Raw genomic sequence first — 18,265 nt, forward strand, 5'->3', positions numbered from 1 at the left:
GTGGAAAACTCCGTGTCCCTCTGTGGTAAAAATATAAACCACAAAGAGCGTAAAAACTCACCAAAAGTAACATATGTATACTTAATTTCTTGTAAACTCGTTTACTTGTAACTCGTAACTGCCCGTAGGGCGAAGTAACTCTATAAACTATAGATAAATTACAGCGGTTTATATTGTAAATGTACAAATAGAAACGGTTATAACGAAATGTTTTTTTACATTTGTACTTTCTCTAAACACCTGTAATGGCGGCCGCAACAAATAAAACATTCAGTACATGGAAAATTCTCCTGCCCACACTCATCGGGTTGGGGGTGATTGTGTACATGTTCGGCCGTGAGTTCGATTTGGAGCAGGTCAAACAGATTAAGGTCACGTGGCATACCGCATTCTGGATATTTATTGCCTTCTGCTTTATGCTGGGGCGCGATGCCGGTTTCACCATTCGCTACCGTTATCTGACCGAGAAGCAACTTTCGTGGAAGCAGGCTATAAAAGTCACATTGTTAGCCGAGTTCGGCTCAACCATTACCCCTTCGTCGGTTGGAGGCTCTACGATGGCGATTCTTTTTCTGACAAAAGAGAATATCCCTGCGGGCAGGAGTACCGCGATGGTTTTTGTTACGACCTTGTTAGACGAACTCTTCTTTGTCGTAGCATTCCCCGTTCTGCTGTTATTCATCCCCTTCGATGTCCTTTTTTCGGACAATTCGGCATTGGGGACAAGCATATTAACCCTGTTTGCGATAGCCTACGTCGTTAAGCTGGCTCTTTGTGCCCTTTTGATTACAGGCTTGTTTTTCAAGCCGCAGGCAGTACGCTGGCTGATAATCAAATTATTCTCCCTTCCTTTCCTTCGGCGATGGTACAAGCATGCCGTAAAAGCAGGAGACGATCTGATAATCAGCGCCCGCGAAATACGCGGAAAGAAATTTTCTTTCTGGTATCCGCTTATCATAGCCACCATCCTGTCGTGGTGTTCGCGCTATCTGGTTGTCAATGCCCTTTTTATGGCATTCTTCCCGGTCTATGATAATTTGCTTGTTTTTGCCCGCCAGTTTATCATGTGGGTGGTCATGGTCATCAGCCCTACCCCGGGAGGTAGCGGATTCAGCGAATTTATTTTCGACCAGTACCTGAGCGAATTTATCCCAATGGCAGGAGTTGTACCGCTTATTATTTTGCTTTGGCGTTTGCTGACATATTATAATTACCTGTTTGTCGGGGCGTTAATCGTTCCGCGATGGGTGAAATCATCATTCAACAAATCTAAAAAAGAAGAATAGATATGAAAAACAGATTTATTTTATTTTTTGCCTGCCTTTTTGTAATCATCGGATTGCAGGCGCAAACCGTTAAGCCGTTAGACATTTTCAGTCAGAAAATGAATCGTAATGTGAAGAATATTATCATTTTGCCCGAAGGCTATAACGAAAAATCACAAACCCGTTATCCTGTTGTATATCTGCTACATGGGCACGGTGGAAATGAAACGACATTCACTTCGCGTACAAAAAAATCGTTGCCGGAGGATGCTAACCGATTGCAGGTGATTTTTGTTTGTCCCGACGGTCAAAACAGCTGGTACTGGGATAGCCCTGTAAATCCTGCGAGCCAGTACGAGACATACGTGAGCAAAGAATTGGTAGAATATATCGATTCGCATTATAACACAATCGCTTCTCCCAAAGGGCGAGCTGTAACAGGCTTCAGCATGGGAGGCCATGGAGGTTTGTGGATCGGAATCAACCACCCTGATGTCTTCGGGGCATGCGGCTCCATGAGTGGGGGAGTAGATATCCGCCCTTATCCGAAGAAATGGCATATCGAAGACCTTCTGGGACCTTACAAAGACAATAAAGACCTTTGGGAATCTCATACGGTGATAACCAATCTGTCGAAGATAGAACCCGGAACGCTGGCAATTATTATCGACTGCGGAACGGAAGACTTTTTCCACCAGATAAACGAAGAGCTGCATAAGGCGATGTTATATAATAACATCCAGCACGATTATATTGTCCGCCCCGGAGCGCATAAACACGAGTACTGGGATAATGCGCTGGATTACCAGTTGGAGTTTTTTATGAAACATTTCAATAAATAATACTCACTATACGGATGAAAAAGCTGATTCTTTTAGCCTTGTTGACAGGCATACTATTTTCTTCGGCCTCGTGCCAGACAGGTCAATCAACAGAGGAACGGGCAACCAACCTGAAACCGATGTATGGCAAAGGCAAAAAGACAAAAGGGCAGTTAGAAGCGGATCGGGAATTTCTGCGTATCTGCGATAGCATCTACTCTTCGCGGCAGAAGGCGGCGATAGAGCATGTCGAAATGGGCTTCTATTACATAGGTGTCAATGATAACGAAACAGCCATGAAGCGCTTCAATCAGGCTTGGCTGCTCGATAGCCTGAATACTTATGTCTATTGCGGATTTGGGATACTGATGTACGAAAAGTCGGCCTATAAAGAATCGATGGATTTATTGGATAAAGCAATACAGCTCGATCCCGCGAATCCGGTCGCTTACTTCCGGCAGGCGATAAATGCCAACAGGCTCTTTCTCGACACAAGAGAGGAGAGCTATAGAGAACAGAGTACAAAATATCTGCAAAAAGCAATTGAACTAAATCCCGATGCCGACTATGGCGGACAGATGACGGCCATGATGTATGGGCTTAGTACGAATGCCGATAAACAAGGACAAACTTATTGATACTTCTGTAACAAGAGATAATAATACTGTTGTTAGTGATTGATATTTTCTTTATATTTGCCTTATTCAAAAATAATAATTAATATAGAATAAACATATGAAATTTGTTGTATCCAGCACTGGCTTACAGAGCCACCTTCAGGCAATAAGCAAGGTTATCAATTCGAAAAATACATTACCGATATTAGACTGTTTCCTGCTCGAACTGAAAGGGAATACACTGACCTTGACAGCTTCGGATGCCGAAACCCGTCTGGTAACCTCTATCGAGGTGCAGGATGCCGATGGCGAAGGCAAATTCGCGGTAAATGCTAAAAACCTCTTAGACCCGTTGAAGGAATTGCCGGAACAACCGTTGACATTCGATATCAACGACGAAAATCTGGAAATATTCATTTATTTCCACAATGGTAAATATAACTTTATTGGCCAGAGCGGTGACGATTATCCGTTGCCGAAGGAATTGAAAGAATCGGCTATCAACCTGACGATTGCTCCCGACGTATTGTTGGGCGGAATCAACCGTTCGATATTTGCCAGTGCCGACGACGAACTTCGTCCGGTGATGAATGGTATTTACTTCGATATTACCACCGATGATTTGACGTTTGTTGCTTCGGACGGACATAAATTGGTTCGCTGCAAGACATTGTCTGCTAAAGGAAATGAGCGCGCTTCGTTCATTCTCCCTAAAAAGCCTGCAAACCTATTACGCACTATTTTGCCGAAAGAGAGCGAAACAGTAGAAATCGCTTTTGACGAAAATAACGCGCACATCAAAATGTCGGGCTATACAATGACTTGCCGCTTTATCGAGGGACGCTATCCGAACTACAACTCGGTTATCCCGCAGAACAATACCAACAAGGTTGTATTAGACCGTTTGGCATTCCTGAATGCTATCAAACGTGTATCGGTGTTCTCTAATCAGGCAAGCAACCTTATCAAATTGCAGTTGACTGACAGCAATATCGAGATTTCGGCACAGGATATAGATTTCTCTACCGCTGCCGAAGAAACAATCCCTTGCCAATATGCAGGTACACCGATGAGTATCGGATTTAAATCGACATTCCTGGTTGATATTTTGAATAATATCCCTTCGTCGGAAATTTCACTCGAACTGTCCGACCCTTCGCGCGCCGGATTGATTATCCCTACCGAGAATGAGGAAAACGAAGACCTGCTGATGCTCCTTATGCCGATGATGCTGAACGACTAACAATCGTTTCATCTCAAAAATACTATAAGACCCCATCATTAAAAAGGTGGGGTTCTTCATTTACAACATATACAACACACAACAAGCGATGGCTAAAAAAGTAAAAATAGCGATTCTCGTCACGACTATATCTTTGCTGGCGATAGGGACTATCCTTTTTGTGATTATTCATCCTGACCATATTAGCGGGATAACTTATTGGATATATTATTATCCGGCTTACAGCCTCTTTGGCGAATACCTTTACCTACCTTATTTTCTGCAGGTTTTTAAATGGACATCGTTTGCTTTGCTTTTTTTAGTGGCTTTTTTGCTGAAAGGGAAAGACCCGAGAAAAGCGAAAAGTAATAAAAACGAAAAAACTATAAAGAATAAGGCTTCGAAAAAATATGGACGTTATGTCGGGTATGTAGCTTTGGGAGGTTTTGCCTTGTTTGTAGGTTATCTTGTTATTACCTCGGCTATTCAGGATTTTCCTTCTATATGGAATAATGAATATCTTCAGCAGGAAGTCGATTTGCAGTCATTGAGACGCTCCCGAACAGGTAAAACACGCTATTACCAATTAGGAGATATCGAATTGGATATCTACCAATACAGAGAATTACAGAAATTGAAGGAGAATTTCCAACTTACACCAGAGAATTTTGATATTCATGTCAAACGGTTAGAGTCCTCAAATAACTATGATGATGCCCGTTCGTTTGTATTGACCGAAAAGGATAAAGCGATGATAGCCGCCAGTTGGAATACCACCCCCGAAGCTACACGTGGAAGTTATATGAGGCGCTTGGGACTGAAAGTCAATATAAAGCTGAAAGCCTATTATCTCCCGGGCAGCGAACGGTTGTTGAAATACGAATTGATAGGATATAATCCAAAATAAACCCTTACCTTTGTATCTCGAATAACAATTTTCAACTGTATGGAATTAAATCTAAAGAACCCGCTTATATTTTTCGACCTCGAAACCACAGGAACCGATACCGTCAAAGACCGTATTGTCGAAATATCCTACCTCAAAATATTCCCGAACGGAAAAGAAGAATCGAAAACGAAGCGTCTTAACCCTGAAATGCATATACCCGAGGGTGCTTCGGCTGTGCATGGGATATATGACGAAGATGTCAAAGATTGCCCCACATTCAAGCAGGTAGCCAAGTCATTGGCGCAGCAGATGGAAGGTTGCGATCTGGCAGGATTTAATTCGAGCCGTTTCGATGTACCGCTGCTTGCCGAAGAATTCTTGCGCGCAGGGGTAGATATCGATTTCAGCAAGCGTAAGATGATAGATGTGCAGATTATCTTCCATAAAAAAGAACAACGTACACTGGAGGCAGCTCTCCGTTTCTATTGCGGCAAAGAATTGGAAAATGCCCATTCCGCCGAAGCTGATACACGTGCGACATACGAAGTATTGAAAGCACAACTGGACAAATATCCCGATTTGGTGAATGATATAGAGAAATTGTCGGAAGACTATTCTTTCTTCAACAACAATGTCGACCTTGCCGGACGTATTATTCTGAACGAAGATGGTATCGAAATATTCAACTTCGGCAAACATAAAGGAAAGCCCGTGGCAGAAGTGCTGAAAAACGAACCGAGCTTTTATGCCTGGATGATGGATGCCGATTTTCCGCTGAATACCAAGCAGGCACTGACGAAGATTAAACTACGCGAAATAAATAAATGAATAAAGCAGCTCTCTCCGAGCTGCTTTTTCTCTATCACAGAAATCTAAAAAGTTGTCTTTCACAAGACTTGCCCATCTTATAAATCAGGGCATTATCAACAATCAATCTTCGAAAAAGTGTGTGTGTCCTAAATGAATGTATCTAATCAAAGTAAATCTTTTTTCAATCCTGCGTTAGAATCCGCTTCAAATCGTTCAAAGTACCTATCCTCCTGTTTATTCAACCCGAAGCGGATAAAACGCATTCATGTCATAGTTTTGTGTGAAGTAAGTATATCGTGATTCAAGTCATTGTCTCATTTAACTTACATTGTAAAAGTAGGCAAAACATGTCTTATGACCTTGTCCTAACCCTCCGAAAGATTAGGACAAGAGACGATTGTATTCATTTGATTGCTAATTATTTAAGGTCTGACCGATGTCTCATTTTTGAGACAAGGGCTTTTCCTTCTCTGACAAGTGCCGAAAATGGGGTAAAAAATGACGGGTGTGAGATTAAATTTCTGCTTTTTCGCGGAGCATTTGTTCCAGCTCTTTCGAACCTGAAAGATTCAATTTTTTAGCCAGCCGTTGCTTAAATTTATACAAGCTGCTCTGGGTATAATCCATCAGCATGGCTATGTCTTGTGTCGGGATATCCAAAACGAAAAGGCAGCAGCAGATAATATCTTTGGACGTGATGGCCGGATATTCGGCTTTCAGCTTATCGGGCAGATGATTCAATACAGCATTCATTTTACTGAAAAATTTCTGTTCATCATCGATATATAATACCTCTTCGTATATCGTTCTCTCTATCTCCTGACGCTGGATGAAATCAGCCTTTTTCCGTTTTTCCGCATATTTTTCGCGGGTTTTCTCAAAATCGTAGTGTAGCTCCTGCAAGAGTGTTTCGTGCTTTTTCTCCAGTTCCACTTTGTAAGTATCTGCTTTGTCAGAGACTTTTTTCTTCTGTTTGTGCAGAAAGAGGAGTATAAGGGCAGCTATGACAACAATTATTATGATAACTATTGCCAGAATCGTATTTTGTGTTCTGGCTTCTTCCGTCTCTTTGGTTGTTTTGTGCAATTCCTCTATCGTATTGATGTTGGGTTGCATTTCGATTTTCCGGATAGAGTCTGCACAGATTTGCTGCTGGGCTATGTACCATGCCAGATTATCTGTTTCGCCACTCATCAGCGACAACCTCACCAGCAATTTGTAGCAATCATTCTGTGTGTATATATCGATAGGATCGTATAATGCCTTGCGGAGATATATCTTGGCCGAATCATACTCGTATAAATCGGTATATACCTGTGCCTGATGATAGAAACGAATAGCTCCGTTTTTGTGGTCGTAGGGGTAATGCAGGCTTCTCTTGATGAAGTAGTGTGCCGAATCGAGATTCCCCTTTTGGTAATATGCATATCCTATGTCGTTCAGCGCATCACCTTTTTGCTCCAATTTTGGAGTAGCTTCCAGAACATACTTAGATGAAATGATGGCTGAATCCAGTTCTCCGATGGTTTGATATATCCAGCTTTTCAGTACATAACTAGCAGTAAGATTTACTTGGTAGTTACTCTTTTCGAAGTTCTCGATGGCAATATTGGTATATCCGAGGCTTTTGCTGAATTCGTCCTGATAAGCCGCCAGATGCGCCAGCTCGATATATACATTGCCTAACAGATTGAAATCCTTAGACGGGTTAAGCTGGTCTTTTGCCTTCAGAAAGGTCTGTATGGCAGCAGGATAGTTTCGTTGGGTTTTGTAATGGCGTCCTTTGTATAAAAGGGCATGTACGTGCTTCTTCTTATTATTGGTGCGGGCATAATAATCGATCGAAAAATCGAGATACTTTAGATCGGCTACCGGCGTTTGCGTTGCATCGAGCGCTTCCGTATATTTCAGCCCGAAGACGGCTTTTTGCTCATCTGTCATCTGCGGATAATTCTCTTCCAGCTCCTGATAAAGATGAAGCATGGTCGGATTACCCGATGTCAGCAATTCCTTTGAAGCGTCTTCTATATCTTTAACAGTTATAGACTGCGCCGAAAGAGGAATACATAAAAAGTAAAAGAAACATATCAATAAGATATTCTTCATACAAATGAGGTTAGAAAGCCACACAAATTTCCGTTTTGTAAAGATATAAAAAATAAATCTCTTTAATCCGTTTGTTCTCACGAATATGAGGATAGATTGTTTACAACAACTCTATAATATTCTCGAGATGTAATCGCCGGGCACCCTTTAGCAAGATATAATTATTCTTCAACGGTTGTTTTTTGAGGTAATCCATCAAATCTTCGACTTCCGAAAATGTTTCGTATTGGGGACTTAACTGGTTGAAGTTTTCGCCTACCAGAATAACCTTATCGAAGTCGTATTGCGAGATGTTATCCACTATCCGCTGATGCTCGTTATTACTATCGGGACCTAATTCTTTCATCTCGCCCAGGATGAGCACTTTATTGTTGACCTCCATCTGCCCGAAGTTTTGCAGGGCAGCCTGCATGCTTGCCGGATTAGCATTGTAGGCATCTATGAGGAGCATATTTTTCTTTGTCTCCTTCAGGTGCGTCCGGCGTTTGTCGGGCTCGTATGCTTCTATGGCGCGGCATATTTTCTCCCCTTTCACCCCGAAATACTTGCCGATAGTGATAGCAGCCAACGCGTTGGATAGATTATAATCTCCTATCATCTTGGTTTTTACGGTATGGAATTTTCTTGCCATTTTCCATTCGAATACCAGATAGGGCGTAGATGATACCACTTTTCCCGTAACAAACTGGTCGTGGTCGGAATCCAGACCATAGTAGATAGACGGTATGCCGACAGCCATTTCGCGCAAGGCGGGATTGTCGTAATTGACAAAAATTTTACCCTCTTTTCGCGAGGCGATATAGGTATATAGCTCCTTTTTGGAGTTGATAAGATTCTGTAATGAACCGAATTTCTCGGTATGTGAAGGGCTTATATTGGTTATCAGCCCGTAATCGGGTTCTGCGATTTCGCACAATTCCTTGATTCCTCCGATTTTACCGGCATTTATTTCTATGACGGCAATTTCGTGCTCTTTTCTGAGGCGGAGCAATGTCAACGGTACGCCGATAGCGTAGTTTATGTTTTCTTCCGGTGCAATTGCATTATGCTCTTGCGAAAGGACAGAATATACCAATTCTTTCGTTGTCGTTTTACCATTCGTTCCCGTAATAGCAATAATGGGTGTCCTCATCTTCCGGCGGTGATAATTGGCCAGTTCCTGTAAGGTCTTGAGGCTGCTCTCTACCAATATGGTATTGGGCGATGTGGCATATCGGGGATTGTCGACTACGGCATAACTGCAACCCGCAGCCAATGCTTCGGAAGCATACTCGTTTCCATCGAAATTTATCCCTTTCAGTGCAAAAAATATCGCTCCGGGAGTAACATCACGGGAATCGGTTGTAACGGCTGGATGTTGGGTGAAAATTTTGTATAAAGATGATATGTCCATGATACTAATCCATATATTCTATTCTACCCTAAAAACGTTTATATGTCCAAAAAAGTTGGAGTCTTGCTATAATTTCTTCCCTTTTTTAAGAAATATTATTAGAGCTATACGAATATAAGATTTATATCATTAAGAAGTAAAAACGTTAACGCTTTTTGGCTTTATTTTTTATCTGTTTATAATCCGGATATTTACCGCCCCATACTCTCTACGGTGGCGCGTGCTGTTTTGGCAAAAGTTTGCATCGTACTGAAGTTTTGCTCGCCCATATGCGCTTTTCCTTCTTCGTTGTCGAAAGCCTCTACAGGCAACAGTTCGAAGAAATTGAACTTGCCGTTTTTCTCCTTTTTGTTCACCCATACGAGCGAATAGTCGCAACGCTCTATCTTTACAGGCTTATCCTCTTCCTTGCTGATGTCGATATTCACCATCAATCCACCCGTTGCATTTACTATCTTCATGGCTGAAATGAAATTGCTGAGCGAATATACAACCACAGCATCTATCTCGCCCGATTCGTTTCGGCGGATGTCGATCGGTTGCACCACATGCGGATGGCTACCGATGACGAGCTTTACACCGTGTTGTATAAGAAAATCGGCTAATTCTTTCTGTTCGCTGTTCGGCTGCAATTTATATTCCAGCCCCCAGTGCATATTGGCGACAATAATATCGGCTTTCAATATCTTAGCCATGTCTATGTCGTTCAATATTTGCTTCTTATCTATGTAGTTGACAATGTTGGGCGATTGCACAGTCAGCCCGTTCGTTCCGTAAGTGTAATTGAGTATCGCAATACGGATGCCGTTTTTGATCATCATCAGCGGATAATGCGTATCCCGTTTCTCCTGATTGATAAAAGTACCTGTGTGCTTGACTTTCAGCGAATCCAGAACTTTGATGGTGCGTTCCAACCCTTTCTTACGTTTGTCCAAACTATGATTGTTGCAGGTCAGGAAAATGTCGAATCCTGCATCCTTCAAAGCAACCGAAAATTCATCCGGCGCACAGAAGGAGGGATAGCCTGTATAAGGCTTTCCGGCGTGCGTTACTTCCAGATTGACAACGGCAATGTCGGCCGCCTGTACCGAATCTTTTACGTATTTGAAACAGGAAGTATAATCGTAACCGGCGGAAGTTTTTCCGGCATCTATCTGCGATTGGTGCTGCATGGCGTCTCCGGCAAACAAAAAGCTGACGCGATTTTGTTGAGCGTGAAGTATTTGCAGGAAAAGCAGAAATATGGATAGTATAAGTGCCCTTTGCATAGTTTAGATAAGTGTAACAAAACCTTAATAAATGCAAAGATAGGAAAATTATTGTTTGTAGGAGTAAGAAGCTTATTCTTTAACCACAGAGGACACGGAGTTTTTTCACAGAGTAACACAATGTTACAAATAGACCATCTCGTAACTTGTAACTATCCGCAGGATGAAGTAACTCGTAACTAATATGCTACTTCCGCCAGAAAGCAGGCATGAAAAGGGAAAGGACAGTAAACAGTTCGAGACGTCCGGTGAGCATGATAAAACTCAGATACCATTTCGAGAAAGTCGGAGCAGATGCAAAATGCCCGTTGACACCCATTTCGCCTAACCCGGGACCGACATTACCCATACACGAAATGGCGGCTCCTATAGATTCTTCAAAGCTCATCCCTGTAACAGAGAGGACAATAAAGCTGAATATGAGGATGCCGATGTACAGGAATATAAAGGCCAGTACTTTGGTTACGATATCGATAGGGATTACCTGATTGTTGAGGCGTACAGGCAATACGGCATTGGGATGTACCTGCCGCTTGAATTCGTTGATGGCATTCTTGAACAGGACAATAATACGCACTATCTTTACCCCGCCCGACGTAGAGCCGGCGCAGGCACAGAAAAGCATCAGTATACATATCATGAAGATGTAGAATGCGCCCCAATTCATATACGATGCCGACGAAAAGCCTGTGGTGGTGATGGTGGAAACAACCTGAAAGAGCGATGTGCGGAACGAATCCTCGATATTGCCTATTTGTCCCGATATGAATAAGCCACCGGCAATCACAACCGTAAAAATCAGGCAGATAACGGCATACCAGCGAAATTCTTCATCTTTCATTATTTTCTTCGGAACGCCTTTCAGCAGGAAGAATATCAGGGAAAAGTTTATCCCGCCGATAAACATAAAGATGCTGAGGACATATTCCAGATAAGACGAATTCCAATAGGCAATACTTGCCTGCTTGGTCGAATAACCTCCTGTCGACATGGTTGTTAGCGCGTGGCAGATAGCGTCGAATAAGTCCATTGGCCCTATCCAGAGTAATATTACCAATACCGAAGTGACAAAAATATAGGTTATCCACAAACGCTTGGCTACCTGCGCGATACGCGGACGGAAACGGTCGCGGACAATCCCTGTCGATTCGGCGTCGTACAGCACCGAAGCGTTTCCTCCTACGATGGGGAGGATAGCAAGGGCAAAGACAATGATTCCGATACCGCCTACCCATTGCGTGATACTTCTCCAGAAAAGCAAACCGCGCGGAGTTTCGTCGATATTGGTCATAATAGTCGCGCCGGTAGTCGTGAAGCCCGACATGGTTTCGAAAAAGGCATCGCTTATATCGGGTATAGCCCCGCTGAGGTAGAAAGGGAGCATCCCGAAAGTCGTCAAGGCAACCCATGTCAGGGTGACTGTCAAGAAACTTTCGCGTTTGCCGATGGGATGGTCGTAATCGTCGGTCCCTACCAACCGGAGGAAGATGCCCGAAAAAAATGTAATAGCCGAACTGAGCAGCATCGAATCGGCGCTCCATTCGTGCCAATAAAACGAAACAATAGCCGCACCCATCATAAAGAGGGATTCGATAATCAGGATAAACCCGATTGTTTTCAACACAAAACGGTAGTTGAATTTCCTGCGAACGATATTATTCCCTATTACAAGTGCATCCATCCGGTTCAGCGAAATAGTTTTTCTGCATCTTTCAGCGTTCCTTCCAGACAGAAAACAATGACAATATCATAAGGTTCGATAATGGTATTACCGTCGATCATCAGCGATTCACCGTTGCGGATAAGCCCTCCCAGCGTGATATTTTTGGGTAAAGTAATTTTCTTTATTTCCTTCTTCGTTATCTGCGAATTGGGGTTGGCAGTGATTTCTGCTACATCGGCATTCGCAACCATCAACGTTTTCAGGTTCGAAACGTCAGCGTTCAGCAGGAAGCGGTATATATTGTTGACTGTTATCAGCTTTTTATTGATGATGGAACCGATGTTCAGGCTTTCCGCCATCGAAATATAGTCCATATTTTCCACTTCCACCACAGTCTTCGGCACGCCATAACGTTTGGCAGCCATACAGGCGAGAATGTTGGCTTCCGAGTTGCCGGTGACGGCAATGAAAGCATCCATCTCCGAAATACCTTCGTGTATCAGCGATTCGGCATGGCGTCCGTCGTCGTAAAAGACAGTAACGTTTTTAGGCAACACTTCCACAAGCTTCTGCGTTTTCTCCTTATCAGATTCCAATAGCTTGATATTCACATTGTCCGGCAGGTACTGCGATGTTCGTATAGCAATCCGGCTGCCGCCCATAATCATGACGTTGCGTATCTCGAAATCTTTTTTGCCGACAAGCGTGGGGATAGCGTCGACATGTTCCTTCGTTGTAGTGAAAAACAACGTGTCGTCCGCTAATATCTGGTGATCCCCTTTCGGTATAATAGTCAGTCCGTTGCGTTTGATGGCAACGATATGGAATTTCTTCTCTTCATTGCTCAGGTCGCTCAGCTTGGTATTGGCTAAAGACGCATTCTCGGGAACTTTTACCCCGACAAGGATTAGCAGCCCGCCGCATAATTCGAGCCAAAGGCTTGCCCACGGATGCTTGAGGGAAGTTACAATCTCTTTAGCAGCCAGCATTTCGGGATAAACCATTGCGCCTACACCCAATTTGGCAAAAAATTCCTTATTCTGCGGGAGGAGGTATTCGTAGTTGTCGATACGGGCGAAAGTCTTTTTTGCGCCCATGTTCGATGCGAGCATGCAAGCGGTGATGTTGACTGTCTCTTCGGGGGTGACACCTATGAAAAGGTCGGCATCTTTGACGCCTACTTCCGTCAGGTCGTCGAGCGAAGTGGGCGAACCCACCATTGTCATTATTTCGAGGTTACTCTGCGAAAAGTTGAGGTTGTCACGGTTGGGGTCCATCAAGATAATATCCTGATTTTCGGCTGATAACAATTTAGCCAAATGTGTTCCTACCGCTCCGGCTCCTGCAATCACTATTTTCATTCGCTCGTCCTGTTTTTATTCGTTGTCTGATGCTGTTGCCGTCAGTTCAGGATCTTTCTTTCCTGTTGTTTTGGCCTTTTCCAGCACTTCGGTCATGCGCTTGGCAAGCCCGTTCATATCTATACCGCATATTTCGTTCAGAATAGAAATCGAACCGTGCGTCACAAATTCGTCCGGCAGCCCGACACGCGTTACGTCGATATGGTTGTATTTGTTATCGGCAAAATATTCCACAACAGCGCTTCCCAATCCGCCGTTTATGGTACCGTTTTCGATGGTCATCACATGTGTGAAGTTTTCGGCAACCTCTTTCAAAAGTTCGGTATCTATCGGCTTGAGGAAAATCATGTCGTATTGGGCGATGCTATACCCTTGGTCTTCGAGAATGGAAATCGCTTTGGATGCAACATTCCCGATAGGGCCTATGGTCAGTACCGCCAGATCTTTACCGTCTTTCAGTTTCCAGCCTTTTCCTATTTCCAGCAGTTGCATTTCCTTCTCCCAGTTGACCAGCTCGCCTTTCCCGCGTGGGTAGCGGATGACGAAAGGCCCTTCGTTGCCATACACGGCCGTGTACATCAGGTCGCGCAGGTAATGCTCATTATAGGGTGATGCCACTGTCAGATTCGGCACGCAGCGCATGAATGCGAGGTCGAATGCTCCGTGGTGGGTAGGCCCGTCTTCGCCGACTAATCCGGCGCGATCGAGACACATCACCATGTGCAGGTTTTGCAGGGCTACGTCGTGGATAACCTGATCGTAGGCGCGCTGCATAAACGACGAATAAATGTTGCAGAACGGGATAAGCCCTTCTTTGGCCAATCCTGCCGAATAGGTTACGGCATGTGCTTCGGCGATGCCCACGTCGAAGGCGCGGCTCGGGAATTCTTTCATCATGAAAGACATCGAGCTTCCCGACGGCATAGCAGGTGTGATACCTACAATCCGCTCGTCCTTCTGGGCGAGTTCGACCAGTGTATAGCCGAAAACATTCTGATATAGTTGAGGTTGATCCTTGGCATTGGAAACGATGCGTTCGCCTGTTTCTTTATTGAATTTACCCGGAGCGTGCCAAAGTTGTGCTTCCTTTTCGGCAGGCTCGTATCCCTTTCCTTTCACCGTGTGGATATGGAGCAGCTTAGGCCCTTTCATATCCTTTATATTTTGCAGGATGCGTATCAATCCGCGCAAATCGTTTCCGTCTACCGGCCCGAAATAGCGGATATTGAAGCCTTCGAACATATTCTGTTGTCCTGCCAGAAACGATTTCAAACTATTGTTGAAGCGCAGGATAAGGTTTTTTGTCTTTTCGGTAATAATGTTTTCGCCCCTGAAAGTCTGAGCGACTTCATTCCTTATCTTGTTATATGTCTCTGAAGTAGTGAGTTTTACCAGATAATCGCGCAATCCGCCTACATTGTCGTCGATAGCCATATCGTTATCGTTGAGGATGATAAGCATATCGTTCGGTTGCGAACTGGCATTGTTGAGTGCCTCGTAAGCCAACCCCCCTGTCATGGAACCGTCGCCGATGATGGCAACTACACTGCGGTCTTCACCCTTCAATTTGGATGCGACTGCCATCCCCAATGCTGCCGATATGGAGTTGGAAGCGTGTCCGGCAATAAACGAATCGTATTCGCTTTCCGCCGGATTGGGGAATCCTGCCAAGCCTCCGTATTGGCGGTTGGTGTGGAAACGGTCTTTGCGTCCTGTCAGGATTTTATGGCTGTATGCCTGATGCCCTACGTCCCACACGATGCGGTCGTAAGGTGTATTGTATATGTAATGTAGAGCTACTGTCAATTCAACTGCACCCAGACTGGATGCGAAGTGCCCCGGATTATTGCTCAATTCGTCGATGATAAACGTACGGAGATCAGAACAAAGCTCCTCCAATTGTTCTATGCTCAGATGTTTGAGATCAGCCGGATAGTTGATATTGTCTAATATAGTCTTTTTATCTTGTTCGTCCATCTTTCTGCTAATAGCTATACTGCAAGTAGCAGTATATTAAGAAAGCAAAGATATAAACAATACGGATGCCAATAAATCTTTTAACGGATATTTTTACGGGTTTAACAAAGGAAAATACACTTCCGGCGAGAGTAGCAGAGCGAATAGAACATCGAGGAGGAAGTCTGCTCGCTATTTATAGGTATTTAAATTTGTTAAAATCATTATTATTCGGTATTGCATCAAAAGAGTGCGATAGTGACCTTTGTGAACGAAAAATCAATCCATATAACAGTATTATAAACCAACTTAAATATGCTTAGAAGAATATCTTTATTAATCACATTTCTTGTGATATGTTGTTCATTTGCGATGGCCCAATCGCTCATAAAAGGACGTGTTGTTGATGAAAAAGGAGAGCCTATGGTGGGCGCATTGGTTGTTCTGGAAGGAACGCAAAAGGGAGTACATACCGATGATGACGGACGTTTCCGTTTCCATCATTTAGATCGTAAAGCCTATGACGTGAAAGTGACTTTTGTAGGTTACCAGACAGTTGTCAAAAAAGCCGACCTGACTAATAAATACGAAGAAATATTAACGATTCAGATGGTATCGGACAATAACCTCCACGAGGTAGAGGTATTCGGCGAACGCTATAAACAACCTGAAAAATTAGATGCCATCACGCGTATGCCTTTGCGCCCGAATGAGCAGATACAAAGTATCTCGGTTATTTCGGAAAAGGTCATTGTGGAACAAGGAGCTTTATCCATTTCGGATGCCATGCGCAATGTTCCCGGTGTCACGCTGTTCGGTAGCTACGGAGGCGTGAAAGAAAGTATGTCTACCCGCGGTTTCAGGGGAGTGCCTGTGCTTAAAAACGGGGTGCGCATGGACTCTCAGTTTCAGACGGCATCGGGTATTACCGATATGCAGGGTGTCGAAAGCATTCAGATGATAAAAGGTTCTGCCGCTATTACACAAGGGGTTATCACGGATATAGGTAATGCCGGAGGGGTAATAGATGTGGTAACGAAAACACCTAAATTTACTAATGCAGCCGAAGTAGGTGTGCGTGTGGGCAGTTGGGGACAATTCCGTCCGACATTCGATGTGCAGACTGTTCTCGACGAATCGAAAAAGACAGCCCTGCGTATCAATGGAGCATACGAAAGAAGCGATAACTACCGTCCGATTGTCCGTATGGAGCGCGTTTATATAAACCCGTCGTTCGAATGGCGTCCGAATGATAAGACAACCGTTAATCTCGAAGCCGATTATCTGAACGAAGACAGGACACCTGTGACAAGTACCGTAAACTTAGCTGCCGACAGTGTCAGGGCTTTGTATGATATGCCTCATAATAAATTCCTCGGCTTCCGCAACGATAATACCAATACCGAGTTGATGACCTACTCGGCACGTATCAAGCATTACTTTAATCAGAATTTCAGCATACGTGCTGCCCTATATGGTTCTTCCTATCAGGTAGATAATACCAGTACAGGACTTAGCACGCCGAATGCCAATAAACCGGGAGCGGATTATAATATCCGCAACCGTACGCTCTCCCGCAGTTTGCGCGACGATAACAATTATACATTCCAGTTCGACTTTGTAGGGCAGGATGTCTATACAGGTCCGGTGAAACATACCTTTCAGGCAGGATTTGATTATCGTAAAGCAGATGCTACGACTAAAAATTTAGGTTCTTTTGTTATCGACCAGATAGATGTAACATTGCCTGCAAGCCAGATACCGAATAGCAGGGTGGATACCTTGTTCTATAACGAAAACGATTATTCGAAAGTAAAACCTGTCAATACAAAATACAATACCTATGGAGTGATGGCGCAGGAGGTAATGAGTATTACCAAATATGCTCGGGCTATTTTAGCCATTCGCTATAGTTCCATCACTACCAATTCTAATTCGGGAACAAAAGGATCGGAAGCAGGACCTGTCCGTAACGATGCATGGGATCCGATGTTCGGATTGATGCTGTCTCCGGTGGAAAACGTAAACTTCTTTGGCTCTTATACCACCAGCACCAATCTACGCAGTGCAGCCGATTTGCTCGTTGGCGGAGGAACAGCCGGAGCATCGAAGACAAAACAATGGGAAACAGGTTTCAAGACCGAATGGTTCGACCATCGCCTGCGTTTCAACTTCACTTATTTCCATATTATTACCGAGAACTTAACCAATTCGGAATATAACGGGACACAGGCTACCGGACTGAAGTATAAAGCCGGAGACTTGAAGCGCGACGGTATCGAAGTGGAATTGAACGGGCGTATCCTCGACAACCTTCAGGTGATGTTGGGTTATGCCTATCTCGATGCCCGTTATGCCAACAGCCCGTCTTACAAAAACGGCAGTGCGCCGATGAATGCGCCGAAGCATACGGCAAACGGTTGGATATATTATACGCAGGATAAAGGAATCCTGAAAGATTTGTCAGTCGGAGTAGGAGCCTATTATGTAGGCGAACGCCCTGTAAATGAACATTCTCTCCGCCCTGACGGACATGGCTCTATGATTGGCGCCAAACCGTTCGATATGCCGGGCTATATTACGTGGAATGCCCAACTGGCATATAGATATAAACATATCACGGCGCGGGCTTATTTCAATAATATCTTCGACAAGGTCGGCTATAACTCTTACTATCGCGGAGGGTATATCAACCAGATCGATCCCCGCAACTTTGCCGGATCGTTGTCGTATACATTCTAAGACAGGCGATCACTATTTATAGTGATCGGGTGGATGAAAAATCATTATTTTTAGCGATTGTGTATCCGCCCGAAAGTAACGACCTTTGTAACATGTAAGGAAATGATCAATATTTTAGTAATTACATAACTTTGATGATAGTTTTCCGATGC

At 43.9% G+C, this 18,265-nt stretch carries 13 protein-coding genes; 7 read left to right on the forward strand and 6 right to left on the reverse strand.

All coding sequences use genetic code 11. The features are described from left to right. The first annotated feature begins 245 nt into the window (after positions 1-245). The 6 genes from D0T66_RS12985 to D0T66_RS13010 all read left to right on the forward strand — a co-directional run bounded on the left by D0T66_RS12985 (position 246) and on the right by D0T66_RS13010 (position 5,642). Positions 246-1,286, forward strand: coding sequence for a lysylphosphatidylglycerol synthase transmembrane domain-containing protein (locus tag D0T66_RS12985; RefSeq protein WP_163357733.1), 1,041 nt, complete (start codon positions 246-248; stop codon positions 1,284-1,286). Between the two features lie 2 nt (positions 1,287-1,288). Then, on the forward strand, positions 1,289-2,107 hold the full coding sequence (locus D0T66_RS12990) for an alpha/beta hydrolase family protein (RefSeq protein ID WP_163357734.1): 819 nt from the start codon (positions 1,289-1,291) through the stop codon (positions 2,105-2,107). Positions 2,108-2,121: 14 nt separating this feature from the next. After that, positions 2,122-2,724: a M48 family metallopeptidase gene (locus D0T66_RS12995; protein WP_163357735.1), complete on the forward strand. Its 603-nt coding sequence runs from the start codon at positions 2,122-2,124 to the stop codon at positions 2,722-2,724. 97 nt (positions 2,725-2,821) lie between these two features. Continuing rightward, positions 2,822-3,946 carry a DNA polymerase III subunit beta gene (gene dnaN, locus D0T66_RS13000; protein ID WP_163357736.1) on the forward strand — a complete coding sequence of 375 codons (1,125 nt, stop codon included), beginning with the start codon at positions 2,822-2,824 and terminating at the stop codon, positions 3,944-3,946. Positions 3,947-4,034: 88 nt separating this feature from the next. After that, the gene (locus tag D0T66_RS13005; RefSeq protein ID WP_163357737.1) at positions 4,035-4,832 is read left to right on the forward strand and encodes a hypothetical protein; all 798 of its coding nucleotides are present in this window, start codon (positions 4,035-4,037) and stop codon (positions 4,830-4,832) included. A gap of 39 nt (positions 4,833-4,871) precedes the next feature. After that, on the forward strand, positions 4,872-5,642 hold the full coding sequence (locus D0T66_RS13010; RefSeq protein WP_163357738.1) for a 3'-5' exonuclease: 771 nt from the start codon (positions 4,872-4,874) through the stop codon (positions 5,640-5,642). A gap of 495 nt (positions 5,643-6,137) precedes the next feature. Here D0T66_RS13010 and D0T66_RS13015 read toward each other — a convergent pair whose 3' ends face one another. From D0T66_RS13015 to dxs, 6 genes are all read right to left on the reverse strand, one after another. Continuing rightward, positions 6,138-7,730, reverse strand: coding sequence for a tetratricopeptide repeat protein (locus D0T66_RS13015; RefSeq protein WP_163357739.1), 1,593 nt, complete (start codon positions 7,728-7,730; stop codon positions 6,138-6,140). 100 nt (positions 7,731-7,830) lie between these two features. After that, positions 7,831-9,123, reverse strand: a complete 1,293-nt coding sequence (gene murF, locus D0T66_RS13020) for a UDP-N-acetylmuramoyl-tripeptide--D-alanyl-D-alanine ligase (protein ID WP_163357740.1) — start codon at positions 9,121-9,123, stop codon at positions 7,831-7,833. A gap of 191 nt (positions 9,124-9,314) precedes the next feature. Continuing rightward, complete coding sequence (locus D0T66_RS13025) at positions 9,315-10,391, reverse strand: CapA family protein (protein ID WP_163357741.1); 1,077 nt, start codon at positions 10,389-10,391, stop codon at positions 9,315-9,317. A gap of 187 nt (positions 10,392-10,578) precedes the next feature. Continuing rightward, the gene (locus D0T66_RS13030) at positions 10,579-12,072 is read right to left on the reverse strand and encodes a TrkH family potassium uptake protein (protein ID WP_255489825.1); all 1,494 of its coding nucleotides are present in this window, start codon (positions 12,070-12,072) and stop codon (positions 10,579-10,581) included. A gap of 5 nt (positions 12,073-12,077) precedes the next feature. Then, positions 12,078-13,415, reverse strand: a complete 1,338-nt coding sequence (trkA, locus tag D0T66_RS13035; protein WP_163357742.1) for a Trk system potassium transporter TrkA — start codon at positions 13,413-13,415, stop codon at positions 12,078-12,080. 15 nt (positions 13,416-13,430) lie between these two features. Beyond that, positions 13,431-15,392: a 1-deoxy-D-xylulose-5-phosphate synthase gene (gene dxs / locus D0T66_RS13040; protein WP_163357743.1), complete on the reverse strand. Its 1,962-nt coding sequence runs from the start codon at positions 15,390-15,392 to the stop codon at positions 13,431-13,433. 351 nt (positions 15,393-15,743) lie between these two features. On the opposite strand from dxs, the gene D0T66_RS13045 reads away from it, so the two are divergent. Further along, on the forward strand, positions 15,744-18,113 hold the full coding sequence (locus tag D0T66_RS13045; RefSeq protein ID WP_370520811.1) for a TonB-dependent siderophore receptor: 2,370 nt from the start codon (positions 15,744-15,746) through the stop codon (positions 18,111-18,113). Positions 18,114-18,265 lie beyond the last annotated feature (152 nt).

The organism is Dysgonomonas sp. 25 (assembly GCF_010501075.1).
Taxonomy (GTDB): Bacteria; Bacteroidota; Bacteroidia; order Bacteroidales; family Dysgonomonadaceae; genus Dysgonomonas.